Source organism: uncultured Porphyromonas sp. (assembly GCF_938023125.1).
Classification (GTDB): domain Bacteria; phylum Bacteroidota; class Bacteroidia; order Bacteroidales; family Porphyromonadaceae; genus Porphyromonas.
Map to the genome: position 1 here is coordinate 367,234 of NZ_CALHDW010000018.1, position 25,123 is coordinate 392,356.

At 49.7% G+C, this 25,123-nt stretch carries 19 protein-coding genes; 15 read left to right on the forward strand and 4 right to left on the reverse strand.

Annotated elements, in window-relative coordinates:
- Position 1 precedes the first annotated feature (1 nt).
- Both mrdA and rodA read left to right on the forward strand, forming a co-directional pair.
- Positions 2–1,867 (forward strand): penicillin-binding protein 2, encoded by a 1,866-nt coding sequence (mrdA, locus tag Q0090_RS07700; protein ID WP_297949372.1) that lies wholly within the window; start codon positions 2–4, stop codon positions 1,865–1,867.
- Entirely contained in the window at positions 1,857–3,326 is a 1,470-nt protein-coding gene (rodA, locus tag Q0090_RS07705) for a rod shape-determining protein RodA (RefSeq protein WP_297949374.1), read from the forward strand. The genes mrdA and rodA overlap by 11 nt, the downstream gene beginning before the upstream one ends.
- 26 nt (positions 3,327–3,352) lie before the next feature.
- On the opposite strand, the gene Q0090_RS07710 is transcribed toward rodA, so the two are convergent.
- From Q0090_RS07710 to Q0090_RS07725, 4 genes are all read right to left on the reverse strand, one after another.
- Positions 3,353–4,180: a glycosyltransferase gene (locus Q0090_RS07710; RefSeq protein ID WP_297949421.1), complete on the reverse strand. Its 828-nt coding sequence runs from the start codon at positions 4,178–4,180 to the stop codon at positions 3,353–3,355.
- A gap of 116 nt (positions 4,181–4,296) precedes the next feature.
- Positions 4,297–6,018 carry a sulfate permease gene (gene sulP / locus Q0090_RS07715; protein ID WP_297949376.1) on the reverse strand — a complete coding sequence of 574 codons (1,722 nt, stop codon included), beginning with the start codon at positions 6,016–6,018 and terminating at the stop codon, positions 4,297–4,299.
- 80 nt (positions 6,019–6,098) lie between these two features.
- Positions 6,099–7,811: an alkaline phosphatase gene (locus tag Q0090_RS07720; protein WP_297949378.1), complete on the reverse strand. Its 1,713-nt coding sequence runs from the start codon at positions 7,809–7,811 to the stop codon at positions 6,099–6,101.
- 31 nt (positions 7,812–7,842) lie between these two features.
- On the reverse strand, positions 7,843–8,322 hold the full coding sequence (locus Q0090_RS07725) for an ArgR family transcriptional regulator (RefSeq protein WP_297949380.1): 480 nt from the start codon (positions 8,320–8,322) through the stop codon (positions 7,843–7,845).
- 500 nt (positions 8,323–8,822) lie between these two features.
- On the opposite strand from Q0090_RS07725, the gene pta reads away from it, so the two are divergent.
- The 13 genes from pta (at position 8,823) to Q0090_RS07790 (ending at position 24,951) form a co-directional block, all read left to right on the forward strand.
- A complete protein-coding gene (gene pta / locus Q0090_RS07730) occupies positions 8,823–9,830 on the forward strand; it encodes a phosphate acetyltransferase (protein WP_297949382.1) in 1,008 nt (335 codons plus the stop codon).
- A 28-nt stretch (positions 9,831–9,858) separates the two neighbouring features.
- Positions 9,859–11,058, forward strand: coding sequence for an acetate kinase (locus Q0090_RS07735; protein WP_297949384.1), 1,200 nt, complete (start codon positions 9,859–9,861; stop codon positions 11,056–11,058).
- A 286-nt stretch (positions 11,059–11,344) separates the two neighbouring features.
- Complete coding sequence (gene nspC / locus Q0090_RS07740; RefSeq protein ID WP_297949386.1) at positions 11,345–12,460, forward strand: carboxynorspermidine decarboxylase; 1,116 nt, start codon at positions 11,345–11,347, stop codon at positions 12,458–12,460.
- Positions 12,461–12,500: 40 nt separating this feature from the next.
- Complete coding sequence (gene ftsY, locus Q0090_RS07745; protein WP_004333620.1) at positions 12,501–13,454, forward strand: signal recognition particle-docking protein FtsY; 954 nt, start codon at positions 12,501–12,503, stop codon at positions 13,452–13,454.
- Positions 13,451–14,761: a 30S ribosomal protein S12 methylthiotransferase RimO gene (gene rimO, locus Q0090_RS07750; protein ID WP_297949389.1), complete on the forward strand. Its 1,311-nt coding sequence runs from the start codon at positions 13,451–13,453 to the stop codon at positions 14,759–14,761. Before ftsY ends, rimO begins: the two co-directional genes overlap by 4 nt.
- Before the next feature lie 2 nt (positions 14,762–14,763).
- Positions 14,764–16,080: a hypothetical protein gene (locus Q0090_RS07755; protein WP_297949391.1), complete on the forward strand. Its 1,317-nt coding sequence runs from the start codon at positions 14,764–14,766 to the stop codon at positions 16,078–16,080.
- A 90-nt stretch (positions 16,081–16,170) separates the two neighbouring features.
- A complete protein-coding gene (locus Q0090_RS07760; protein ID WP_004333776.1) occupies positions 16,171–16,719 on the forward strand; it encodes a pyruvoyl-dependent arginine decarboxylase in 549 nt (182 codons plus the stop codon).
- Positions 16,720–16,744: 25 nt separating this feature from the next.
- On the forward strand, positions 16,745–18,343 hold the full coding sequence (locus Q0090_RS07765; protein ID WP_297949393.1) for a T9SS type A sorting domain-containing protein: 1,599 nt from the start codon (positions 16,745–16,747) through the stop codon (positions 18,341–18,343).
- Positions 18,344–18,983: 640 nt separating this feature from the next.
- Positions 18,984–19,655, forward strand: a complete 672-nt coding sequence (locus Q0090_RS07770) for a hypothetical protein (RefSeq protein ID WP_297949395.1) — start codon at positions 18,984–18,986, stop codon at positions 19,653–19,655.
- A gap of 210 nt (positions 19,656–19,865) precedes the next feature.
- Positions 19,866–21,164 (forward strand): NCS2 family permease, encoded by a 1,299-nt coding sequence (locus Q0090_RS07775; RefSeq protein ID WP_297949397.1) that lies wholly within the window; start codon positions 19,866–19,868, stop codon positions 21,162–21,164.
- Between the two features lie 193 nt (positions 21,165–21,357).
- Positions 21,358–21,552: a 30S ribosomal protein S21 gene (rpsU, locus tag Q0090_RS07780; RefSeq protein WP_004333564.1), complete on the forward strand. Its 195-nt coding sequence runs from the start codon at positions 21,358–21,360 to the stop codon at positions 21,550–21,552.
- A gap of 249 nt (positions 21,553–21,801) precedes the next feature.
- Positions 21,802–22,998, forward strand: coding sequence for a ribosome-associated translation inhibitor RaiA (gene raiA / locus Q0090_RS07785; protein ID WP_297949399.1), 1,197 nt, complete (start codon positions 21,802–21,804; stop codon positions 22,996–22,998).
- A gap of 483 nt (positions 22,999–23,481) precedes the next feature.
- Positions 23,482–24,951 (forward strand): fimbria major subunit, encoded by a 1,470-nt coding sequence (locus Q0090_RS07790; RefSeq protein ID WP_297949401.1) that lies wholly within the window; start codon positions 23,482–23,484, stop codon positions 24,949–24,951.
- Positions 24,952–25,123: the final 172 nt, after the last annotated feature.

Here is a 25,123-nt window from a genome sequence, read left to right on the forward strand (position 1 = left end):
GATGAAACAGGAGAATCGTAGCGAAGCGCAACGCTCTATCTTCCTTATGGCACTAGCCGTACTGCTTGTCCTCGGATACATGGCACGGCTCTTTTACCTCCAGATATTGAGTCCGGAGTATAAGTCAAAGGCTGAGAATAATGCCTTCTATCACAATGTTGTCTACCCCGAGCGTGGGGCTATATTTGATCGCTCAGGCAAGCTCCTTGTTTACAACGAGCCGGCCTACGATGTGATGGTTATCACGAAGGAGGTGGGAGAGAATTTAGATTCTTTGGGGCTCTGTCAATTACTCTCGATCAATATAGAAACACTCCGCCAACGCTTCGATGCTATACGAAATCGCAATATAAACCCGGGCTATTCGCCCTATACGCCTCAGCGTCTTTTGGCTCAGGTTAGTGCGGGAGATGCCGGGCGTTTTCAGGAGCATTTGTATAAGTTCCCGGGCTTCTCTGTGCAGCATCGTAGTATCCGACGGTATGGAACAGAGGTGGCAGCCCATGTCTTGGGCTACATGAGCGAATGCAGTCCCGCAGATCTGGAGCAAGATAGTCTCTTGGCTCCGGGAGACTATGTGGGAAAGTCGGGCATAGAGCGTACCTACGATGCCGTCTTAAGGGGGACTAAGGGGTATAAAGTAATGCTCCGAGATGCACGAGGCCGGATACAAGGGCACTACAATAATGGTGCTAATGACAGGAAGGAGATGGCAGGGCATAATCTAACGCTCTCCATCGACGAGGGGCTACAAGCTCTGGGCGAGAGAATGATGCAAGGCAAGCGGGGAGCAATCGTGATGATAGAGCCTGCTACGGGAGAGGTACTCTGCCTTGTGACAAGTCCCGCCTATTCGCCCTCTCTTCTTGCGGGGCGAGATATAGGAAAGAATCACTTGCTCTTGGCTTATAATCCGAATAAGCCTTTGTTCAACCGAGCCCTGCAAGGTTCCTATCCTCCAGGCTCTACCTTCAAGCCGACACAAGCTGCACTGCTGCTCAATGAGGGGGTTATTACACCTCAAACACTCTATACTTGCTATCGGGGTTACCCCTATATGCGGGGGCGTCCTGCTTGCCACGGGCATGCCTCTCCCTTAGCGGTGGAGTTTGCTCTGACTACTTCGTGCAACGCTTTTTTTGCTTGGGGGTTGCATTATATGCTCGACGACCGTAGCCGTTATCCTTCTGTACAAGAGGCTTTCACGCATTGGAAAGACTATATGGTACGGATGGGGTATGGCTATCCTCTTGGGATTGATTTACCCGGAGAGAAGCGTGGCTTTATCCCCAATAGCGAGTACTACGATAAGTGGTATAAAGCGGGATGGAACTCCTCCACCATTATTTCCAACTCTATCGGTCAGGGCGAAGTTCTGGCAACGCCCCTACAAATGGCCAATCTTGCCGCTATTATAGCCAATAGGGGTTACTATTATCGTCCCCACGTTGTGCACGAAATCGAAGGCATGGCGCTTGATACTACCTATAGTCATAAGCAGTATACGGGAATCGCTGCGCAACATTGGGAGATTGTGGTAAACGGAATGGCGGGGGCGGTGCGTGCCGGTACTTGTCACGCTGCCAACTTTGCTCCCGGGGAAATTGAGGTCTGTGGGAAAACAGGTACTGCCGAGAATCCTCACGGTCCTGACCACTCGGCCTTTATCGGATTTGCTCCTCGCTATAATCCTCAAGTAGCTATTGCCGTATATGTAGAAAATGGAGGCTTTGGTGCTATCTATGGGGTGCCTATTGGGCGTGTGATGCTAGAGTACTATTTGCGCGAAGGCCACCTTTCGCCTACGGCTGAGGGGATTGCCTCTCGAATGTCTCACTCTTATCTTTCGTACAGAAATGCGCCCTAACGCTCCGTCTTCTATCTTTCGTAGAATTGATTGGCTTCTCGTAGGCTTATACCTCCTGCTTGTTGTCACGGGCTGGTTCACTATCTGTGGGGCTAGCTATAGCTTCGAAACGCCGAGTCTGGTTGAGTCGGGGAGCCGTCCAGCCATGCAGTTGATCTGGATGGGGCTAAGCGGAGTCCTTATCTTCTTGATACTCTTGAGTGACGTAGGATGGTTTGAGACTTTTGCTCCTATTTTCTATCTGGCGATGATGGGGTTGTTGCTGGTGACGATATTCATTGCCCCCGATATTAAAGGGTCGCACTCGTGGCTGGTATTGGGCCCTATGCGCCTACAGCCTGCCGAGTTTGCCAAGATTGCTACGGCTCTAATGCTGGCAACAACGCTCAATCGTTATAAGTTTCGCCTCAATTCGTGGCGAGCCTATGGTGAGGTTTTTGCTATTGTGCTTCTCCCGATGATGCTCATCTTTTTGCAAAAAGAGGCGGGGTCTGCTCTGGTGTATACAGCACTCTTTTTAGCTCTTTATAGGGAGGGGCTCTCGGGAGTATTCCTTGGATTGGCCTTTGTGGCCGTAGTGCTATTTGTGATGGCTCTATCCCTTGCGGATACCATGTGGGGGGCTACCAATGCGGCCTATTGGGCTCTTTCTACGGTCATCACCCTATGTGTTTGTATCGCTCTTTTGCTTAGTCCTAAGGATCGCCCTCGCCTCTTCGGATGGTGGGTTGTGGGCTATATAGGGGTTTATTTGATAGCGCTTCTTTTCAATCACTTCTTCCCCTTTGATATGGGGTTTGTGGCTATCGGCATCCTCGCTCTACTCATAGGCTATTGTTTCTTGATAGCTATAAAACGCTATGCTCGCCCCTATCTTCTTGCCGCCCTTTTGGGTATTGGGTGTATCTTCTATTCCCTTTCGGTTTCGTTTGTTTTCGACAATGTGCTACAGCCCCACCAACGAGGGCGTATTGCCGTTGCGCTCGGGCTTAAAGAGGATCTCAAGGGCATGGGGTATAACGTGAATCAGGCAAAGATTGCCATCGGTTCGGGGGGGCTTACGGGTAAGGGCTTCTTGCAAGGAACGCAAACTAAGCTCAGTTATGTACCCGAACAGGATACCGACTTTATCTTCTGCACCGTGGGCGAGGAGCACGGATTCTTGGGATCTACGGCTTTGCTGCTGTTCTATTTGGTCTTAATTCTGCGCTTTTTCTACTTGGCAGAGCGGCAGGTAAATGCTTTTGGACGAGTCTATGGCTACTGTGTCGGCTCCATATTTCTCTTTCATCTTGCCGTTAATGTGGGTATGGTATTGGGGTTAGTGCCAGTGATTGGTATCCCCTTGCCTTTCTTTAGTTATGGAGGCTCTTCGCTGTGGGGATTCACGATCCTGTTGTTTATTTTTGTGCGAATTGATGCCGACCGCAAGAAGGAGAGTTCGCAACGATCCTTCTGATCTGTTTGGAGGTAGTGCCTATCTCCTTAGTCGTTGATGCGTTTTCGTAGGAATCTTTTGTAGATGTAATAGAGCCAGGGACCTGGTACAAGGCGAGGAGGAATGCGCAGCAGAAGGTTACGCACATACTCCCATTTGTTGATGAAGCCGATCTTGTAGAAGGTTTTTTGTAAGCAGATGTCTCGCCGGATATAGTACCATCCTCTCCGACGTCCGAGGGTGGCGTGATTCATGCGGAAGTAGAGAAGCGACTCGGGTAGGGAGTGAAGTCGCCCTCCTTGTAGGATAACTCGAGCCCAGAGGTAGTAGTCTTCGAATAGGGGGAAGTGCATGTATCCTCCGGCTTTTAGGATGGCGGCTTTGCGGAAGGCTACGGCCGGATGATTGACGGGGCATCGATAACGTGCAAAGCGCACAATCTCCTCGTGGTGCTCGGGTAGGGTGCGGCGAGAGACAACTTCGCTGGGCGAGTCTACAAACTCATCGATGCTACTGCTGAGAAGATCCACTTCGGGATGTTCGCGGAGAAAGTTGATCTGACGTTCGAAGCGTGTGGGAAAGGAGATGTCGTCCGTATCCATACGCACGATGATGTCGTAGGAGCAATTTTTTATCCCTTCGTTTAGGGCGTTCCCCAATCCTCCGTTCTTTTTGAGCCGCACCACCTTAAACACCTCAGGATGCTGTGCTTGGTAGCCTTCGACAAGGGCGTCTAGCTCCGGCGTGAGAGGTCCATCGCATACAAGCACTACCTCTGGAGCGGGGAGAGTTTGAGAGAAAATACTATCTAGTGCTGCCGTGAAAAATTGGGGTTGCTCCTTGTAGTAAGTAGAGAGAAGTACGGAAAACTTCATCTCTTTCTCGCTGTTTATGGCATCGTTCATCACATCAAATTTCTTTTTTTCTCTCTTATCTAACGAGTATTCTTCGTGGATATTGTTTCCCTTCAACGTTTTCTTGTTGAGGGAGTTTATTCTGCGATGGGATCCTCTTGGAGCAGAGTCTGGGTATGTTGCAGCGCCAAATGGATGTCTCTACAGATGTTTCCCTCGCCTACCTGTTCGGCAATGCCCGACTTTTCGAGTGTCTCGCGCACTTCGTCCCTCACCCCCGAGAGCACAAGCACGATCCCAGCCGCACGGCACTTCTCGGCCATCATGGAGAGGTTGTGGGCCCCGGTTGCATCGATAAAGGGCACTCTTCGCATTCGTAGGATGCGCACCTTAGGCTTCCGACCCACAAATTTGGTAACCTCTTCGAAGCGGTTGGCAATGCCGAAGAAGAAGGGCCCCTGGATCTCAAAAATCTCTACTCCTTGGGGTACTTCTAGGGACTCTTCGGTGGTGGTTTGAGCTGCCTCGTTGTCCAACGGAGCCACCCGGTCTTGGCGAACTACGTCGCTGGCAAGATAGGTGCGGCGCATGAAGAGAAGCACACTTAGTATCATTCCTATCTCGATGGCAATGGTGAGGTCGAGCATTACGGTAAGCACAAAGGTCACCACGAGCACAATAATATCACCCTTAGGACCTCGTAATATGGCGAGGAAAGAGTTCCATTCGCTCATATTATAGGCGACAACCACCAATATGCCGGCAAGGCAAGCCATGGGGATATAGGCGGTAAGGGGGCCTAAGAAGAGCATGATAAGGAGAAGAACCACGGCGTGTACCAGTCCTGCAATGGGGGAGCGACCGCCATTTTTGATATTGGTCATGGTACGAGCAATAGCCCCTGTTACGGGGATTCCTCCCACAAAGGGTACCACCACGTTGGCTACCCCTTGCGCCACGAGCTCTACATTGGAGTTGTGTTTCTCCCCAATAGCTCCATCGGCCACAGAGGCGCTCAGTAGGGACTCTATCGCCCCCAGCATGGCAATGGTAAAGGCGCTGGGGAGTAGTTCATGGATGGTGGCCATGTCAAGGTTGAGGAGGTGAATTTCGGGAAGTTTCGAAGAAAAAGTGAAGCGATCGCCAATGGTCTCTAAGCCCGATACTGAGGTGTACTTTTGTAGGAAGTATACCACGAGTGTCATTAGGATGATGGCAACGAGGGATCCGGGTATCTTTTTAGAGATTTTTGGGAAGTGGAAGACCAGAATTACCGTGGCAATGCCTATGAGAGTGGCAGCCCAGTTGAGGGTGCTAAAGTGCTCGACATAGACACTCCACTTGCCGATAAAGTCTCCGGGTAGGGCCCCTGTTGTTAGTCCGAATAGGTCTTTTATCTGGGTCGTGAAGATGGTAACGGCAATACCGCTCGTAAAGCCTATTATAATAGGATAGGGGATAAAGCGAATCACACTCCCCAGCCGCAATACCCCCACAAGGATGAGGATAAGCCCGGCTATGAAGGTGGCAATGGCAAGTCCTTCGATGCCATGTTGCTGGATAATGCCATAAACGATAACGATAAAAGCTCCTGTCGGGCCCCCTATCTGTACGGAACTCCCGCCCAAAAACGAGACAATAAATCCTCCTATAATGGCGGTTGTGAGACCCACCTCGGGGCTTACGCCACTGGCAATACCAAAGGCAATGGCAAGGGGTAGGGCAACGATACCTACAATAATCCCTGCCATAATATCCTTGGTCAAACGCTCCGTGGTGTATCCGCGGAGGCTCTTGAACAGCTGAGGCGTAAAGTCCTCAAGGGCATGTTGCCATGCTCGTTGCTTTGTTGTGTTCATAATGTTGGTAGCTCTTAAAAACTACCGCAAAGATAGCCGCTTTTTCTTTATTAACATTGTCTCAGGAGCCTACCGCATGTCTATCGGATAAGGTCTAGTACAGTCTTGTTGAGGTAGAATGTCTGCGTCTTATCCACCCATACGGCATTGTTGGGTGCTTTCAGAAGCTTCTCTTTGCCGCGCTTGAAGTCCTTATCTGTACCGATCGCCATTTTGGGGCTAAAGGGATAGATGCGGAGCTTTTTCGACTTGGCGAGGCTTACCTCTAGGTAGTCAGGGATCTGACCTTCTGCCCCTACGATGCGGCAGTTCTGCCCTTCGAAGAGTTGTTTGTGAGGTACATATGCCTCTTGAGTGATGAGGGGGAGTTGACCCTCTAGCCCCCAAAGTCGGCATAGATATTCATTGACTTCTGTGTTCAATATCATACCCATAGGACGAGTGCCTTGGGGGTGGTAGGCGGCCATGAATACCTCTTCGCCCGTGTGGCTATGGGTAGTAAACCCGAAGGGCATGTGCTGCTGATAGATGAGGATAACCACGGCACTGAGAGATCCATTGTAGAGGCCGGTTTGTGCCGAGCTTCCCTTGCGTTGCTCTAGAGGTATGGGGCTGTTCTTATATTCTTCGCATTGGTAGAGAGCATCGAGCTCCTCTTCGGAGAGATCGATGGCAGCATACTTATGGAAGAGCTCGCGAGCTTGGTCGTTGGGAGCTTCGTTGAGCATTTTGGCGAGCCCGGCAGCGGTGCGCTTAATGGCTGTGAGCTGACCAAAGAGTACCTCCGGCCCTTGCTTATCTCCTTGACGAAGGCGTTGCAACCCAATACTCAAACCGCTATTGCCGTGGTCGGGCATGATAATGATGGCTGTATTGCCGTCACGGCGAGCAAAGTCTAGGGCTACCCCTACGGCTTTGTCAAAGGCAAGCATTTCTGAGGCGATCCCTACGGGGTCGTTGGCATGGGCTGCCCAGTCTACTTTACTCCCCTCTACCATGAGGAAGAATCCTTCGCCCTCGGGATCGTTGAGTAGAGAAATTGCTTTCTGGCAGCTCTCAGCTAGTGAGGGAACTTTGCTAGGGTCTCTATCGAGGTCGTAGGGCATATCGTACTCCCCAAAGAGTGCCCACATTTGCTTGCCTTGGAAGGCGCGCATGGATTCGAGGTCGTTGGCAAAATAGGGGATCCCCTGATCTTTGAATGATTGCTGTAGGGCCGGGGTTATGATTTTGTTTCCTCCCCCTATCACTACATCCACGGGGAGGTTTACGATCTGCGGAGCAATCCAATCGTATTTCTTGCGATTGTAGGAGTGTGCGGAGCAGTCCGCCGGAGTGGCATGGGTAAACTCGCATGTAACAACAAGCCCGGTACGCTTCCCCAGCTTCCACTTGCCGGCCTCTAGTAGGGTAGTCATGGGTTGATAGGCCAGCTTAGGATCTAGGGGTTGTAGGTCGTGATCAGTGCTTACAGGATAGGTGGCAATGAATCCACTCTGTGAGGGGATACCGGTCATGTAGCAACTCGTGGTGGGGGCAGAGTCGCCGATGGGGGCATCTGAGCAGTAGGTGAGTACCGTCCCACATAGGATCGAGTCGAGGTGTAGATGGATCTTATCGGGGTGCTGATAGCGTTGGTACCAACGTGCCAGAGATAGCGCAGGTAGGGAGGTGCCATCGGGGATCATTACAATAATATTACGCACGGGTTTTACCGTGGCAGGGAGTTGCCCCCATAAGGAGCCACAACCCAGGGCCAAAAGGGCTAAGAGGAGGAGTTTCTTGCGAATCATAAGAGAAATGGTTAAAAAATGGGGATGGTTTTTAATTGGCACGGGCTAGCTCGGGGATGATTTGAGCGAGTACGCTCACCACTTCTTCGCGAGAGACCCCGTCTGCCGGTATTACAAGTATCGTATCATTGCCTGCAATTGTGCCCACAATGGCATTGTTGGAAATGGAGTCTATGTCTACACAGATGCTGTGGGCATAGCCCGAGCGTGTCTTGAGCACAATAAAAGAGCCCGAGTAGTGGATAGAGCGGAAGCCCTTGGTGCCCATTACACGGAATACATCTTGCGTGGCCCGAGCTTGGTCGCTGGGCATTCGGTAGCAGCTAATATCTTCACTAGAGTAGCGGTCTTTGGAGATATTGAGCTCGTACATGTCACGCGAAATGGTGGCCTGAGTGGCACTGATCCCATTGATCAAAAGTAGCTCGCGTAGCGTCTTTTGGTTGGGGACATCGTTGTTGCGAATGAGACGACAGATGAGCGCTTGTCGTATTTCTTTCTTTGTTGCCATGATGCGTTTTTGATATGTCTAGTGGGTCATTCTCCCCTCCTTTGTTGCCTTTGTGTCTCTGGGACTAAGGGGAGATAACCTCTCTGCAAATGTAGTAAAAATGAATAATATAAGTGATATGAATAAGATGCTCCTCCGGCTTTTTCTAGGCTATATGCCTATCGCTCAAAATCCTCTGCCTGAAATTTCCTCCTTTTTCTGCTAGTTTCTTGGGGGAATTCTGCCCAAAACTTTTTTGTTTTCTGCCCGAGAAATAAAAATTTCCCGCCCTAGATTCTTTTTATTTTTACCCAGGCTTTTTTGAGGTCCCTCTCGTAGGGAATTTCTTCGCTTACTTGTCGTCTCTAGTAGCGGAGGCTATGCTCGTTTGGGCAATAATAGCTAACTTTGTGGAGCTTAACGCACGAAGTTAAACAACTACGTTGTGCCTTCTCCTTTTTCTTCCCCTTTGGGCTCAGGAGAGAGGAGGTGGCAGAGCTAGATCTAATGAATATTGCACAATGGATTTGATGAAAGAAATCGTAGCGCGTGCTGCTGCTAACAAGCAACGTATTGTGCTACCCGAGGGGACAGAACCTCGTACCCTACAAGCTGCCGATCGTCTTTTGGCAGATGGTGTTGCAAACCTCGTTCTCATTGGCGATCCTGCCGCTATCAAGGCTAAGGCTGCGGAGTTAGGGCTTACCCATATTGGGGAAGCAGAGCTAATCGACCCTAATTGTCACGCCAAGAAAGAGGCTTATCGCGACCTCCTTATGGAGCTCAGAAAGTCTAAGGGAATGACGAAAGAAGAGGCTGATAAACTCGTGGTAAATCCCCTCTACTTGGCTTGTCTTATGATTAAGGCCGGCGATGCAGATGGTGAGCTCGCCGGGGCGCAAAATACAACAGGTAACGTCCTAAGACCCGCTCTCCAGCTTATCAAAACGATGCCGGGACTCAGCTGTGTGAGTGGGGCCTTCCTCCTCTTTACGCAAGCAAAGCAATACGGAAGAGAAGGTCTTCTTGTAGTAGCCGACTGTGCCGTTACTCCCAATCCTAATGCCAACGAACTCGGACAAATTGCCGTTGCTTCAGCTACTACGGCTCGTGCTATTGGCGGTATGGAACCCCGCGTGGCTATGCTTAGCTACTCCACGAAGGGAAGTGCTAAGGGCGAACTCGTAGATAAGGTGGTAGAAGGATTGCGCGTGGCCAAGGAATTGGCTCCCGACCTTACCATCGATGGAGAATTGCAGGCTGATGCTGCCCTTGTAGAGGCAGTTGCTACCCTCAAGGCTCCCGATAGCCCCGTGGCAGGGAAGGCTAATGTACTCATCTTCCCCTCTCTCGAAGTGGGTAACATTGCTTACAAATTGGTAGAACGCTTGGGTGGTGCCATCGCTGTTGGTCCTATCCTCCAAGGTATGGCTGCTCCTGTAAACGACCTTAGCCGCGGTTGCTCAGTAGATGACATCTACAAGATGGTGGCTATCACCGCCAACCAAGCTATTGCGGCTAAACAATAAAATCAACTCTTAAACTACACTCTACAAAATGAATGTATTGGTGCTTAATTGCGGTAGCTCATCCGTAAAATATAAATTGTTTCAGATGCCCGAGGGTAAGGTGCTTGCCCAGGGGGGTGTGGAAAAATTGGGCTTGGCCGACTCTTTCCTAAAGTTCAAATTGCCTTCGGGTGAGAAGGTAACTCTTGAGAAGGATATGCCCGAGCATACGGTGGCTATCGACTTTATCCTCAAGACAATTACCGGCAGCGAATATGGCTGCATCAAGAGCCTTAGCGAAATCGATGCCGTAGGTCACCGTTTGGTACACGGAGGCGATAAGTTCAGCGAAAGCGTGGTAATTACCGACGAGGTAGTAGAAAATGTGAAGAAGTGTATCGATCTTGCTCCCCTTCACAACCCCTCTACACTCAAGGGGGTGGCTGCCGTTACGGAGCTAATCCCCGGGGTGCCCCAGGTAGGTGTATTCGATACCGCCTTCCCTCAGACGATGCCGCAACGTGCATTCATGTATGCTCTTCCTTATGAGTACTACGAAAAGTATGGCGTGCGCCGCTATGGCTTCCACGGTACAAGCCATCGCTTCGTAAGTAAGCGTGCTTGCGAATTCTTGGGGATTGACTACAACAAGGCTCGTATTATTACCGCCCATATTGGTAATGGTGCCTCTATGTGCGCTATCAAAGATGGTAAGTGCATCGATACATCCATGGGGCTTACCCCCACAGAAGGCCTTATGATGGGTACTCGTGTAGGGGATGTAGACCCCGGTGCACTCGTCTTTATTGGGGAGAAAGAGGGTTTGTCTATGGCTCAGCTCTCCGAAGTTATCAATAAGAAGAGTGGTGTACTTGGCGTGAGTGGTGTCTCTAGCGACATGCGTGAGATTGAGGATGCTATCGCTCAAGGTAACGAGCGTGCCAAACTCGCTTTGGAGATGTACGACTACCGCATCAAGAAGTACGTAGGCGCCTTTACCGCCGCTATGGGAGGTTTGGATGTCCTTATCTTCACGGGAGGTGTCGGTGAGAACCAAACCACAACTCGCGAGTATGTTTGCCGTGATATGGAGTATATGGGTGTCAAGATTGACAACGAACTCAATGCAAAAACTCGTGGAGAAGAGGTGCTGCTCTCTACCCCCGAAAGCAAGGTAAAGGTAGTGGTAATACCTACCGACGAAGAGCTTATGATCGCTCTCGATACAGTGGCTCTCACCTCAAAATAAATCCCTTCCCATTAAGGAGGAAGAAAGAAGCGGTTCTTACCTGTACGGGTAGGAGCCGCTTTTGTGTTTCCTCTCCCCTTCTGACGCTGCGCCCCCCGATTAAAACCTCTCTCTTACAGATAAGAAAGAGGAGCCTATATATAATAGGTGTACCCATTGCAAGAGGCGGATGCACGCTGTCTTTTCCATCCCGACGAGGGGGAATGGTGTGGATACTGAGAGGAGCTGCCGGCATATCCGGTGGTGTGTGGGGCGTTAGTCGCAGATTAGTCGCTATCTTTGTAGCATGGAAGTATATCCGCGTTATGTAGTTGAGGAGCCGCTCCTTCGGCGCAATTTGAGCCTTATTCGCAAGGTAGCGGATGAGGCCGGAGTAGAAATTATTATCGCTTTTAAGGCCTTCGCCTTGTGGAGGCTCTTTCCCATCTTTCGGGAATACGGCTTTGGTAGTACCGCCAGTTCTCCCTGGGAAGCTCGTCTAGGGTATGAGGGCTTAGGGCGCAAGGCGCATGCTTTCTCGCCTGCCTATCGGGCGCAAGATTGGGCGGAATGGACTCGTTGTTGTAGCCATATAACCTTCAATTCCCTCAGTCAGTACCGAGCGTTCTGTACCCCCTCTTCGGAGGTCTCTTACGGCTTACGTATCAACCCCGGTTACTCTCCTGTGGAGACAGACCTTTATAATCCGGCTCTACCCGGCTCGCGTTTTGGGCTCTCGCCCGAGGAGTTGGGCTTGCATCTCCCCGAGGGGATAGAGGGGTTGCATGTACATGTTTTGTGCGAGGGGAATAGCTTCCAGCTAGAGAAACTGCTCTCCATCATAGAGCAACGTTTTGCCTCCCCCCTCTCAGAAGCGCGTTGGCTTAACCTAGGCGGCGGGCACCTTATGACCCACAAAGAGTACAACGTACCTCATTTGATTGCGGTGCTCAAGGCCTTCCGTCAGCGTCATCCGCACCTACAACTTATTTTGGAGCCGGGGTCGGCATTTGCTTGGCAGACCGGTTATTTAGAGAGTCATGTAATAGATATTGTAGAGCACGACGGCATTAAAACGGCAATTCTCGATGTTTCGTTTACTTGCCATATGCCGGATTGCTTGGAGATGCCCTACAAACCCGTGATACGAGGTGCGCACCACGACCCCGTGGAGGGGCTACCTACCTATCGACTCGGGGGCAATAGTTGCCTAAGTGGTGACTTCTTGGGAGACTGGAGTTTCGATAAGCCTTTGGAGGTGGGCGATGCGCTTATCTTTGAGGATATGATCCATTATACTACGGTTAAGACCCATATGTTTAATGGAGTAGCGCATCCCGACCTCGTGTTACAAAAGGCTAATGGCGAGGAGGTGCTCCTACGTCGCTTCGACTATCAGGACTACAAAGAGCGAATGGATTGACGCCGGAGGACAGTTTTAGTAGAGACAAATTTAGATAGATATGGGATTATTCGGAATCTTTTCTAAGAAGAAAAAAGAGACACTCGATACAGGGCTTGAGAAGACCAAAGACTCGGTACTTGGTAAGATATCTCGTGCACTTGCCGGTAAGAGCAAGGTTGATGACGAAGTGCTCGACAACCTCGAAGATGTGCTCATCTCCAGCGATGTAGGGGTGGATACCACACTCAAGATCATCAAGCGTATAGAGGAGCGAGTGGCTCGTGATAAGTATGTGTCTACTGCCGAACTTAACGGCATCTTGCGTAGCGAGATAGAGGCTTTGCTCACCGAGAGCGGTACGATCGATGGGGATAGTTTTGTGCTACCGACAGAGAGTAAACCCTATGTAATAATGGTGGTAGGGGTCAATGGCGTAGGCAAAACTACGACGATCGGCAAGCTCGCGTACCAGTTCAAAGCCGCCGGTCATAAGGTGGTAATTGGCGCTGCCGATACCTTCCGTGCGGCTGCTATTGACCAATTGAGCGTGTGGGCAGAGCGTGTGGATGTACCCATGATCAAACAGAAAATGGGGGCAGACCCCGCTAGCGTGGCCTATGATACGGTGGCTAGCGCCGTAGCACAAGATGCCGACGTCGTGTTGATTGATACAGCCGGTCGTCTTCACAACAAAGTGGGGCTGATGAATGAGCTTACCAAGATAAAACGTGTGATGCAGAAGGTAGTACCCGATGCCCCCCAGGAGGTGTTGTTGGTACTCGATGGCTCCACGGGGCAGAATGCTTTTGAGCAAGCACGCCAGTTTACTGCTGCTACCGAGGTGAATGCTCTTGCCGTAACCAAACTCGATGGCACGGCTAAGGGCGGGGTAGTGATTGGGATTTCCGATCAGTTCAATATCCCTGTAAAGTATATTGGCTTAGGGGAAAAAATCGAAGACCTCCAGGTCTTCCGTAAACATGAGTTTGTAGCTTCGCTCTTTGGCGAATGAGAAGAAACGAAGTAAACGTAGTCACGCTCGGTTGCTCCAAAAATCTGGTGGATTCGGAGCTCTTGATGCGGCGCTTTGCAGCGGCAGGCTACTCGGTGCGCCATGATCCCAAGCGCATAACGGGTGAGATTGTCGTGATCAATACCTGCGGTTTTATCGGAGCGGCCCAAGAGGAGTCTATCAATACGATACTCTCTTTTGTGCGTGCCAAAGAAGAGGGGCGCATTGGCAAATTGATTGTAATGGGTTGCTTGAGTGAGCGATTCCGTGGCGATCTGAAAGCCGAAATTCCCGAGATTGATGCTCTCTACGGCAAGTTCGATTGGAAAAATCTAGTGGCCGACCTGGGCCCTTCTTTTGCTCCCGAGACGGATACGGCACGACTCCTTACGACCCCCAAACACTACTCCTATGTGAAGATCTCAGAGGGGTGCGATAGGGGGTGCTCCTATTGTGCCATTCCTCTTATCACGGGGCGGCAAAAATCGCGTACCATAGAGTCTCTTGTAGATGAAGTAAAAACGCTTGTAGACGAGGGCTGTAGCGAATTTCAATTGATTGCACAAGATCTTACATCCTACGGGCGGGATCTTGGCGGCAAGGTGCTGTTGGCTCCCCTTTTGGAGCAACTCTCGGACCTCCCCGGGGTACGTCGCCTTCGTTTGCACTATGCCTATCCAACCCAATTCCCACGAGAAATTCTCCCCATCATGAGGGAGCGAGATAATATTTGTAAGTATTTGGATATTGCCTTGCAGCACGCAACGGACAACATGCTTCAAAAGATGCGCCGCAATATCACCCAGCTCGAGACAGAGTACCTCCTCGATGAGATCCGCCAAGAGGTGCCGGGCATTGCCCTGCGTACCACGCTGATTGTGGGGCATCCCGGGGAGACGGAGCAAGACTTCCGAGCTCTGTGCGAATTTATAGAGCGTAGGCAATTTGAGCGCATGGGCGCCTTTGCCTATAGTCACGAGGCTGGTACCTATTCTTATAAGCACTACCAAGACGAGATACCCGAGGAGGTGAAAATGGATCGTCTGGAGCAACTTATGGCACTGCAGGAGCCGATTGCCGAGGCATATAGCCGTAGCTTGGTAGGGACTACTCAGGAGGTGCTTATTGATCGCAGGGAGGAGGAGTTTGTCGTGGGGCGTACTCAGTACGATTCTCCCGAGGTGGATCCCGAGGTGCTTATCCCCATAGAGCAGGCTCATTCTCTCCGTGTTGGGCATTATTACTCCCTACCTATCGTAGGAGTAGATGGCTTTGATTTATTGGCGCAAGCCCCATTGTCCCGATAGTTATGATAGAGACCCTACAATGGATTAGCCAACTTGCCGAGCGATCGGAGTTGCAATACGAGAGTTGTGAAGAGCTGTGGAGCCTATTGGGGCGCATAGTTTCGGATCGGCTTGCATCCGCCATTCCCGTTTCTGTGGCGGGGGTGGTGGCATGGAGTGTGCGTAAAGACCTAGAGTATGTGGCTCTCTTGCCCTCGGGGGTGCGCCTGCTGGTTCCCCCTCGATTGCACCTTGAGACAGGCTTGGCAACAAGTGCGGCTCCCGATGATCTTGAGGCGATCTTGCAAGAGTCTTCCCCTCTATCCCCCAAGAGCGTACATGCTTTTTATCAAGCCCTCACCGAGCAGATGTTGCACCATTTGCACAGTGGCAATGCTTTCCTTTGGGAAGGAATTGGGCTGTTTGAAGGGGTGGCTCAAGAGGAGTTGGCGTTTACATTTACGCCCTCTGAGCGACTTCTCCAGAGCATCAATAAGCCTTTTGAAGCTTTTTCGCCCATTGCCTTGCCTCAAGACAAGGCTTTAGACGATCTGCCCCAGCGTGCGATTGAAGAGGAAGAGGAGCTCACAAAGATTCCGGTCTACTCTGTGCGTCAAGTCTTTCCGGTCGAAGAACCTGTGGAGGAGACGCTACATCCTAGTCTTTTAGAGGATGAGTCGACCGGAGAAGAGGAGGGGAGAGAGGCGCCGCTACTCCCTATAGAAGACCTTTTGCCTCAGCAAGAAGAGGAGGAGGCCTTGCCCCCGCTGCCTACCTTTCCCCCCGAGCTGCCCTCTCTCCCGGAAGAGGAGTTTATGGAGCCTTCGTCTAAGGAAGAAGAGGGGGCGTGCTGCGCATCCGAGGATCCCATACCCCCTATTCCTACTCGTTCCCACTCGCAACGTAAAGTGTGGCTTTGGATCGCTCTCCCCGTATTGTGTTCACTCCTTGTGGGAGGCTACTTTGCCGGGACCCAACTTCTCTCCCGCCCCTTGAGAAAACCCGCTCGCGAAAAAACGGTTCCCGCCCCTCATCGAGAAGCTGTTGCACCTCAGGATTCTGTCGTTGTAGCCCCTGCCCCCGAAGTGGTTGAGGAGGTCTATATCACGATTAAAAAGGGGGATCGTCTTGCCGATTATGCCCGAGAGCATTACGGAAATAAAAAGTTTTGGATTTATATCTACCTTGCCAACAAAGATAAAATCTCCAACCCCGACAATGTGCCCATTGGTACAACCCTGAGAGTGCCCCGACCCGAGGAGTATGACATAGATGCTCAAAGCCCCGAAGCCCTGGCACGTGCCGATAGTCTTGTCACGGCAGTACGTAATCAACTCTAATAGCCTAGAAAAAGTTGTACATTTGTACCCAGAAAGATTGTAAGTAACCCAGAAAGATTGTAAGTAACCCAGAGAAGAAGAGAAAGAAGAATGAGCAATATCTTTGGAAATATCATCCCCAACACCTTTTTTGTGACCAAGGGGAGCGGAGAGAGTGATCTCGAACTCCATGCCGGTAGCTACCACATGGCCCTTTACGATGCCGGTATCTCCGACTATAATATCATGACGTATTCGTCCGTGCTACCTGCAACGGCTCGCCTTGCTACCATGGACGAAGTGGATATGCCCCCCTTTGGCTCAGAAATGAAGACGATCATGTCCGTTTCGCATGGCTATCAAGATGAGTTTGTATCGGCAGGAATTGTCTATGCTTGGATGTACAAAGACGAAAACTTTGATGAGAAAGTGGGCGGTCTTGTGTGCGAAGTGAACGGACGCTACCGCATCGAGGAACTCGAGTCTCGTCTGATCCGCGTGATTAACGACCTGCATCAGAAAACCTACAGCCAGTATTATCTCGGCGAACTTACTTTTCTTACAGAGGGTATCACCATTACCAAACGGTATGGAACGGCTCTTGCCTCTCTCTGTTTTGTAGACTTTGTTCAACCTTCATCTCCTATGCTAGAGAGCTAATGAGGCCTTAACCCACAAACAAACAATGAACAAATGCTACGCTGGGGTAGTGCGCTTTGCCTTGCTTTGCGTACTACCCTTTGTCTTTTTATTCTCCCTCTGGGGACAGTCCGCGGCCTTGCGAACTACGGATCGAATCGTTGTAACGCTAGCCCCTCAACCCCTAGAGGGGCCACAAAAAGTCTACTTTTCCATCTCCGAGGGAGACCAAGTCTCTCTTGAGTCGCCCACCTCGGGTAGGCTCACACTAGGCAAGAAGGTGAATCGTAAACAATCCGTTTCGCTAGACTTGCCCTCGGGGGTTACCTCCTTTTCTCTGGTGGGCTCTCTTCGAGAGTTCTTCATTCCGTATAGAGCGAAGGGCGAGAATACCCCTAAGGTGGCGGCTCTCGATCTAAAGGGGGCGCCCCATCTTCTTACGCTCAACTGTGCGGGCAATGACCTTACCTCCCTCGACCTTTCTAAGAACACGAGTCTTGCGTATCTCTTCTGCGACGCCAATCCCATTGCCGAATTGGACCTCTCAGGGCTACCCGATCTTACCTCACTCTCGGTCTCCGATCTGAGGCTGAAGAGATTGGATCTCTCGGCAAACCCTAAAATTGCAGCCCTAGGGATTGGGGGTAATCCTTTTGATCAAGACTTCGATATCTACGCTTATAGCTCCCTACCCTTGCTCCAGCTTGCATGCGATCGCCTGGGGTTAGAGGAGTTTGATTGCCGTAAATTCCCCGCCTTGGAGATGCTCTATATTCATGGGAATAAGCTGAAGTCCATGGGCGATCTTCGTCCCCTTCGCTCGTTACTACACCTCTCCATTGGAGATAATCCGCTTTGCGATTTTGACGAGAGTAGGCTGCCGCATGGGCGATTGCGCTCGCTTTATTGCTTTGGACTAGGCATTTCTTCTCTTGATTTGAGCGACTTTACCTATATCAATAGGGTCGACTGTAGCAACAACCAATTGACCCATCTTAGTGTTAATCGTTGCGAAAACCTGGAGGTTTTGCGCTGTGGACGCAATGCACTAACGGAGCTTGATCTGACGTCCCTTTGGCTCAAAGAATTGCAATGCGACCGCAACCAGCTATCCGCTATCCTCTTGAGTGATAGAGCGAATATGCAAAAGCTCTCTTGCTATGGCAATAGATTGTCTTTGGAGCGCATGGAGCAACTTGTTGAGCGTTTGGTTAAGAGTAGCCCTGAGCAGTCTCCGAGAGTTTTTACTCCTTTTACTACTCGGGCAGAGGTGCCAGAGTCTAATGTCTGTCCTAAAGGCCTCGTTGACAGGGTGCGTACTGCCGGATGGGAAGTGCGTGTCGTAACCGGTGTAGATGCCGAAGGACGGGAGGTGACGGAAGATTTTGAGGGCTCGCCTATGGCTCTAGAGCCTACACCACAACAATCTGTTTTTCTCTACCCGAATCCCGCCGGAGAGTTTCTTTTGGTAGAAAATCTATCTCCAAATACTTGGCTATACCTCTATAATGCATCGGGAGAGTGTGTACAAAAAGAGTTGACGGGAGCATCGGGGAGCCTAAAGTTGCCCCTATCTCACCTCCCTGTTGGGAGCTATTTTTTACGCGCTGATGAGGGTGTATTCCCTTTTATTATAGAGAGATAGGGGAGGAATCGACCTTGCTTTCGGAGGGACTTTTGAGAATCCCTTTACAGGTCTATTGCTTTGTCTCTTAGGAGATTTAGGGCATTCTACTTCCAACTTTACATAAAAAAGAACCCTGCTTCCCAGCGGGGTTCTTTCGTCTTGTTAAACCTAAATCCAATACTATTATGAATAAACCACGGTGCAAATGTACGATAAAATTTGACATGTGCAAGCGTTTGGTAAGAAAAATATCTAGATTCCTTTCTTTTTGACTTTGACCTATCCGCTTTGAGGGCGAAAGTAGACGTTGTGTTCGTAGGAAGCTAAGCGTAGAAAAGGAGATGGATTTGAAGAAAATTTTCCTTGCCCTTCTATAGGATTAGCCTTGCCTATTCGGGTGTATTTCGGGAGAGTTGCTGGGGGCTTAGCCTAGGAGAAATACATCATCCCATTGTGCCGTGTTTCCCCTATTTCCCTACTTCGTGGATTTGTAATTTTTGCCAGTTCAATTTTTAATTCTAACTTTAGCTCGTCGCGCTCAGACCAGGGAGATATTCATCCGGAGAAGCTACCCATTCGAGGGCGTTCGCTTGATTGTTATTAGAAATTAGTTTTGTTGTTTGGCCTATAACGGCCTAGGCTTTAGTGAGAAATGAAGATGAAAAGTAGAACTTTTTGTATTGCGTTTGCATGGGCGTTTTTGCTGAATACTACTAGCCTTTTTGCTCAAGACGCAGCAGGGGCGAAGGAAAAATACCAGCGTGGCGGTCTCTCAAAATGGCTTACCTCTGTAGTGGATGTCTCCTATGAACGGGGAATTTTATATTCGGATTATCGCCTTGGGCATACTGCGGCATTGCATACTCAACTGGATGGATTTCGAGTGCAGTATTCGCTTTTTCTTCACTTTGCAAAAGAGGGAGGAGACTGGTTGGGCTTGTATGTTGCCCTCTCGGAATATGCCCGTAGAGCAGAAAATGACCCCTCAAGCCTCTCGGCTCTCTCGGGTTTTTATGGAGGATTGACCACAAAGCTTTATTTGCACAATAGGGGGAAGAAGGTGCGTGTCTCTTGGGTTCAGAATGTAGGAGCAGTTCTTACAAATTTTTCCTTTGGTGTGGGATCGGCCACTCCCTTTACGAATAGTAAATGGGGCGTTGGGTTACAGGAAGCCATCAAATACGATTATCTTTTCCCTTCGGGATTCGCTTTTGGAGTGAAGGGGTATATTGACTATAGCCACCTGTTTCGCAATTCCTCCTTCTCCGGTTTTACTGTCAATCCACAGCATGTAACCTCATTAGGTATTGCTGCTTCTTTTTCTTTCTAGCACTAGCCGTACCTTACTCTAGAGTAATACTCTAAATTTTAATCCTATGCGAGGAGGGCAAAATTTCTGCTCTTCTCGTTTTTTATTTAGGGTGAAATGTGTGCCCTCTTTGCCTGGTTTTGGAGGAGAAATTGGGTGAAAAAAGCTTCTGTGCTGGGCAGAACTTTGTACTTTTGCAGCCGTAAATAGACTTTGTAAACCTACGGATTGATGAATTTCTACAAGTTATTGGGTTTCGACCCCTCTCGGCACAATCGTCGTACCGAGCTAATGGCTGGTTTTACTACGTTCCTTACGATGAGTTACATTTTGGCGGTAAACCCCGACATTTTAAGCCAGGCAGGGATGGACCAAGGGGCTGTATTTACAGCTACGGCACTTGCTTCTGCCATTGGTACTATCCTGATCGCTTTCCTTGCTAAGCTGCCTTTTGCCCAGGCTCCGAGTATGGGTATCAATGCATTCTTTGCCTTTACGCTCGTAAAAGGGATGGGGTATAGTTGGGAAACAGCCCTTGCTGCCGTATTTGTAGAGGGGATTATCTTTATTCTTCTCACTGCATTTAATATCCGCGAGCAGATTGTAAAGTGTATCCCGCTCAATCTTCGCTATGCCATTTCTTCGGGGATTGGGATGTTTATTGCCTTTATCGGTCTGAAAAATGCAGGTATTATTGTTTCCAATGAAGCTACATTTGTCACTCTTGGGCAGTTTACTCCTACGGCTATTTTGGCTTGTATCGGGATTGTGATAAGCGGTGTGCTTATTGCTCTCAAGGTGCGTGGGGCTCTCTTTTATGGTATCTTGATCTGCACCCTCATAGGCATCCCTATGGGGGTTACTCAGTTGCCCGATGGGTTTATCCCCGTCTCGATGCCCAAATCGTTGGACCCAACCTTCTTAAAGTTTGACTTCAAGTCGCTCCTCAATATGGATATGGCGCTGACCATCTTTGCCCTTGTCTTTATGGATATATTCAATACGGTAGGGACCCTCATTGGGGCTGCTGCCAAAACGGAGATGATGGACGAGAAGGGGAATGTACGCCACATCAAAGAGGCTATGATGGCCGATGCTCTTGCCACAAGTGTGGGCGCTGTATTGGGGACCTCTACGGTTACCACTTTTGTGGAGAGTGCCTCGGGGATCGCTGAGGGCGGTCGCACGGGTCTTACCTCCTTTACTACGGCGGTTCTGTTCCTCTTGGCTCTATTTTTTGCTCCTCTCTTTTTGTTGGTGCCTAGTGCCGCCACTACGGGAGCTTTGGTTATGGTAGGGGTGTTTATGTTGGATGCAATCCCCAAGATCGACCTTACAGACGTGTCGGAGGCGCTACCTGCCTTCATTACGATGATAACGATGGTGCTTACCTACAACATCGCAGAAGGGATGGCGCTGGGGATGATTTGCTACACCCTTGTGAAGCTGTTGAGTGGTCAGTGGCGCCAGATTTCTCCAACACTTGCGGTCGTTACCGTGCTTCTTCTCCTGCGTTACATCTTCCAGTAAAAGCCTGGAGAAAAAGGGAAAAGAAGCTCCTCGTGTTAATAAAATAGGGTGCAAATGTTTGTCGGTTGTAGAATTATATCTACCTTTGCAGTTGCGTGTATGAAGAGGAATGTCCGAAAGGCCGTTTTTCTCGTACACCTAAGCTAGCAGAATAACAACATAAGATAGAAGTATAAAAGTAATATTGTAGACTATGATTATAGTTCCAATCAAAGAGGGTGATAACATCGAGCGCGCGTTGAAGCGTTACAAGAAAAAGTTTGACAAGACTGGTTCAGTTCGTGAGCTAAGAAGACGTCAGGCTTTCATCAAGCCCTCTGAAGTGAAGCGCAAAAAGATGGAAAAAGCCATCTACGTGCAGGCACTTCGTCAGGCAGAAGAGCAATAAACATAGGCTCCAAAGGACTCCGGCTCTTGTCTTTCGGGAGCTTGGGAGGAGGAGAGGGGAGGAATACTTCCGATCCTTTCTTGAACGGGATTCTTGGTGGAAGAGCCTTTGGGGCGTGAGCTCCCTTGGGTGTGTAAAGTGCCCGATGTTGAGCGGGCCCTTAATTGCCTCGCCTCACTTTTTAGTATGTGACTTAGCGTTGCTTCCCTCTTTTGTGTGGGGAGCAACGTTTCTTTTTTTTAGGAGTTTATGCCTCATCCTAGCATCGAACGTTTTCTGAGTTATCTCCGCTACGAACGCAATCAGTCGGAGCACACCGTTGCGGCATACGAGTTGGATTTGCAGCAGTATGTGCAGTATGTGGAGGGCGTGCTAGGCGAGGAGTTTGTGCCTAGTGATGGGGATAGAGACTTGATCCGAGGTTTCTTGTCCTCTCTAATAGAGCAGGGGCGGAAGAGAAGCTCTGTGCATCGTAAACTGAGTTCCCTCAAGAGTTACTATCGTTATCTCGTAAAGATCGGTACGTTGGAGCAGAGCCCTGCTCGTCTTGTGCGTGGTCCGCGAGGCGAGAGTCCGTTGCCTGCAGTGCTCTCGGAGCAAGAGGTTAGCAACCTGCTTTATGCGCAAGAAATAGATAAAGGGGATTTTGTTGCCCTACGTAATCAATTGATCCTAGAGATGTTCTACGAGACGGGCATGCGTAGAAGTGAATTGGTAGGGCTTTTGGAGGGGGGCGTTGATTTGTCTTCGAGGCTACTACGTGTTTTTGGGAAGGGGCGGAAGGAGCGAGTGATCCCATTCGGAGAGCATCTCGCTGCTCGCATCGCAGAATATCTTGCACTCAAGCACCAAAAGGTGGGTTTATCTCAGATTTTTTTTGTTTCTTTGGGTAACCAACCTCTTAGCGGAGAGGTGGTGTATCAGATTGTACACGAGCGGTTACAATCTATTCCAGGTTTGGCACGTCGAGGTCCTCACGTATTAAGGCATACATTTGCTACGGCTATGCTCAACAATGGAGCGCAGCTGATGGCGGTAAAGGAGCTTTTAGGGCATAAAAGCGTAGCTACAACGGTACTATATACACACACTTCGCTAGCAGAGTTGCAACAGATGTATAACGCTCATCCACGAGCATCAAAGAAGAAGTCTATTATGGAAGTTAGGATTCAATCAGTACATTTTACCGCTACTACGGCACTAGAAGAGTTTGTACAAAAGAAGCTCGATCGTTTGGATCGTCTCTACGGAGGTGTAGTTAAAGCTGAGGTTGTGCTAAAGGTTGCCAAGGGAGGCGAAGATAAGAATAAGGAAGCTTCGATTCGTTTGGAAGTGCCCGGTCCCGATCTTTTTGCAGAGAAGCAGGCCTCTAGTTTTGAGGAGGCTGTGGATTTGGCTGTAGATGCTCTTAAGCGTCAAATCGAAAAGATAAAGGAACAGCATTAAGTATAGTCCTCAATCTTTGTCAGGGAACAACTATCCGAAGTCCTATTGGGGGGCTCTGGAAGTATTGCACCGGAGTGGGGAGAGCTGGAGGCTCTATTTGATGCCTTTCTTCCCCTCTTCCGATATTGAGGATTCGATATATTTGTGACATAGATTGAGTGGGGTTTTGCCCCGGCGCCATAGGAGGGTATTTACTTTCGGAGAGAGAGTAAGCCCTCCTTTTTTATAGACTATTTCCAACGAGAGAGGGTGAGGCGGCTCCCTTCTCTTTTTGGATTGAGCCATAGAATAAAGCAGGGTTCATCTGGTTCCCTGGGGGAGGTCTCTCGGATGGTTGGCTAAGCCTCAGAATAATGTGGGAGGTGTTAGTGCTTGTAAATGAGCTTTTTGTATAGGTCTCGTCCCTGCTAGGTTGTTTCGTGTAGGTCTTTTATTTGTAAATAGATGCTAACTTTGCGTGTGAATATATAATACATAGGATTTATGAAATTCACAGCAAAAGTTTTATTTGGAGCTCTTTTGGCGGGAGGGGTGCTGTCTGCCTGCCATACTTCGTCTCCCAACAATGGCGGCACTACGACCCTAAGTACAGACTCTGCGTATATCTCTTTCTCTCTAGATTGCCCTCAAGGGGTGTTGCGAGAGGGGGGCGAAGATCCTATTCATCAGGTTCGTCGTCTTACCCTTTATATCTTCGATGGGAATAGTCCCGAGAGCAAAATGATTGGAATTAAGAGGGTGGAGGGAAATATGGCTACTCCTACGCCGATCAAACTTGTGCGTAAAGAATGTTATATACTCTCCTTTGTTAATGCTACGGAGGCATTGGAAAAGAGGTTACAGGGATATACGCAACTTAAGGATTTTCGGGAGGCTATCAAGGGGGATATTTCCTATCTGGCAGATGTGGATGGGAGTAAAGTTCATAGCGTTGTCATGTCTCCCGTGAGCTCAGATCTCTGCCATGTTTCAGAGGACCAGTTCAGTGAAACAATAGAGGGGCTTGGCGGGAAAACGGCTTGTCAGTTAGAGGTGGAGCCGATGCTTGCTCGAGTTTTCGTTTACGGTGCGCCCCATGTGGCAAATGGCGAAGTGCTATTGCTGGATGAGAAGATCGCCTTTCGCACCATCTATTTCTCTCAGGAGTTTGACTTGATACGCCGGACAAAGCTAGAGGGTGAGGAGCGACCCTATGCCAAAGACTACGCCTATAGCCCCGGTTATGAGGCGATAAAGGATCAGGCTCCCGGCTCTCTGACGGCTGAGTTTATTGGTAAATATCGTGTAGCTCCCAATCCGGCATTGTTTTATGCTACGGCCGGTAAGGAGCGCAATAGTGCGGATCTGTCCGACAAGAGGCTATATGTAAAGGAGACGACTTGTCCGCCTAATCAGTATCTTGTGTCCCTTGTTCCCCATATTGTTGTAAGGGCAAAGGTGGTGCCAAAGACGTTGAAAGATGCTCTAACTGCAGACGAGGGTTGGGTCCGTTATAAGGGCGGCGCGATGAAAGAGAGCGCATTTGCGGCTCTTGTGCAAGAGGTACTGAAAAACGTAGATGCTTATAATAAGCCGGTGGATGGGATGCCTTCGGGATTCTTGCCGGCCTTGAAGCAGGGATTGAAAGACCCCGAGAAGAAGGGGTTGCTCACGGCTTGCAGTGCCGCTTTCACCATTAATGGGATACAATTCTATCACCACTCCTATAATTATTACTTCCTTCCGATTCGTCATTTTGGGCAAACAGAGGCGCCTTTGTGGAACTCTTTCGGGCGTTATGGAGTGGTGCGCAATAATGAATATGCTGTCCATCTGAATACAATTCTGGGATATGGGAGTAACCTTTTTCCCGATAAACTGACCTCGGAGCGTATTGCCGAAAAGTCCTCCCTCTCCTTTACTCTCACGGTTAAGGATCTGTCTTCGCATACGGCCGAGGCTGATTTGGAGTAAGTCTCTCCCTAATAATCGATCCGGTGCAGCCCTAAATCTTCCCAGGTTTAGGGCTGTTTTGTTTTCGTTCTTCGCCTAAAAGTGAAAAGAAATCAGCCTTAAGATGCTCGAAGAGAGCCGTCTGGCATTTCCCTTTCAAGCGGGGAGGAGGGGAGGTGTGTTCATCTAAATG

Bases quoted from the DNA above. Each gene is read 5' to 3' on its own strand.
- Q0090_RS07710 (WP_297949421.1), bottom strand. From the start codon at position 4,180: ATGAAGTTTTCCGTACTTCTCTCTACTTACTACAAGGAGCAACCCCAA.
- rimO (WP_297949389.1), top strand. From the start codon at position 13,451: ATGAGAAGAAACGAAGTAAACGTAGTCACGCTCGGTTGCTCCAAAAAT.
- Q0090_RS07770 (WP_297949395.1), top strand. From the start codon at position 18,984: ATGAAAAGTAGAACTTTTTGTATTGCGTTTGCATGGGCGTTTTTGCTG.
- sulP (WP_297949376.1), bottom strand. From the start codon at position 6,018: ATGAACACAACAAAGCAACGAGCATGGCAACATGCCCTTGAGGACTTT.
- Q0090_RS07755 (WP_297949391.1), top strand. From the start codon at position 14,764: ATGATAGAGACCCTACAATGGATTAGCCAACTTGCCGAGCGATCGGAG.
- Q0090_RS07775 (WP_297949397.1), top strand. From the start codon at position 19,866: ATGAATTTCTACAAGTTATTGGGTTTCGACCCCTCTCGGCACAATCGT.
- Q0090_RS07790 (WP_297949401.1), top strand. From the start codon at position 23,482: ATGAAATTCACAGCAAAAGTTTTATTTGGAGCTCTTTTGGCGGGAGGG.
- nspC (WP_297949386.1), top strand. From the start codon at position 11,345: ATGGAAGTATATCCGCGTTATGTAGTTGAGGAGCCGCTCCTTCGGCGC.
- rpsU (WP_004333564.1), top strand. From the start codon at position 21,358: ATGATTATAGTTCCAATCAAAGAGGGTGATAACATCGAGCGCGCGTTG.
- Q0090_RS07765 (WP_297949393.1), top strand. From the start codon at position 16,745: ATGAACAAATGCTACGCTGGGGTAGTGCGCTTTGCCTTGCTTTGCGTA.
- Q0090_RS07760 (WP_004333776.1), top strand. From the start codon at position 16,171: ATGAGCAATATCTTTGGAAATATCATCCCCAACACCTTTTTTGTGACC.
- ftsY (WP_004333620.1), top strand. From the start codon at position 12,501: ATGGGATTATTCGGAATCTTTTCTAAGAAGAAAAAAGAGACACTCGAT.
- Q0090_RS07735 (WP_297949384.1), top strand. From the start codon at position 9,859: ATGAATGTATTGGTGCTTAATTGCGGTAGCTCATCCGTAAAATATAAA.
- pta (WP_297949382.1), top strand. From the start codon at position 8,823: ATGGATTTGATGAAAGAAATCGTAGCGCGTGCTGCTGCTAACAAGCAA.
- Q0090_RS07720 (WP_297949378.1), bottom strand. From the start codon at position 7,811: ATGATTCGCAAGAAACTCCTCCTCTTAGCCCTTTTGGCCCTGGGTTGT.
- rodA (WP_297949374.1), top strand. From the start codon at position 1,857: ATGCGCCCTAACGCTCCGTCTTCTATCTTTCGTAGAATTGATTGGCTT.
- Q0090_RS07725 (WP_297949380.1), bottom strand. From the start codon at position 8,322: ATGGCAACAAAGAAAGAAATACGACAAGCGCTCATCTGTCGTCTCATT.
- raiA (WP_297949399.1), top strand. From the start codon at position 21,802: ATGCCTCATCCTAGCATCGAACGTTTTCTGAGTTATCTCCGCTACGAA.
- mrdA (WP_297949372.1), top strand. From the start codon at position 2: ATGAAACAGGAGAATCGTAGCGAAGCGCAACGCTCTATCTTCCTTATG.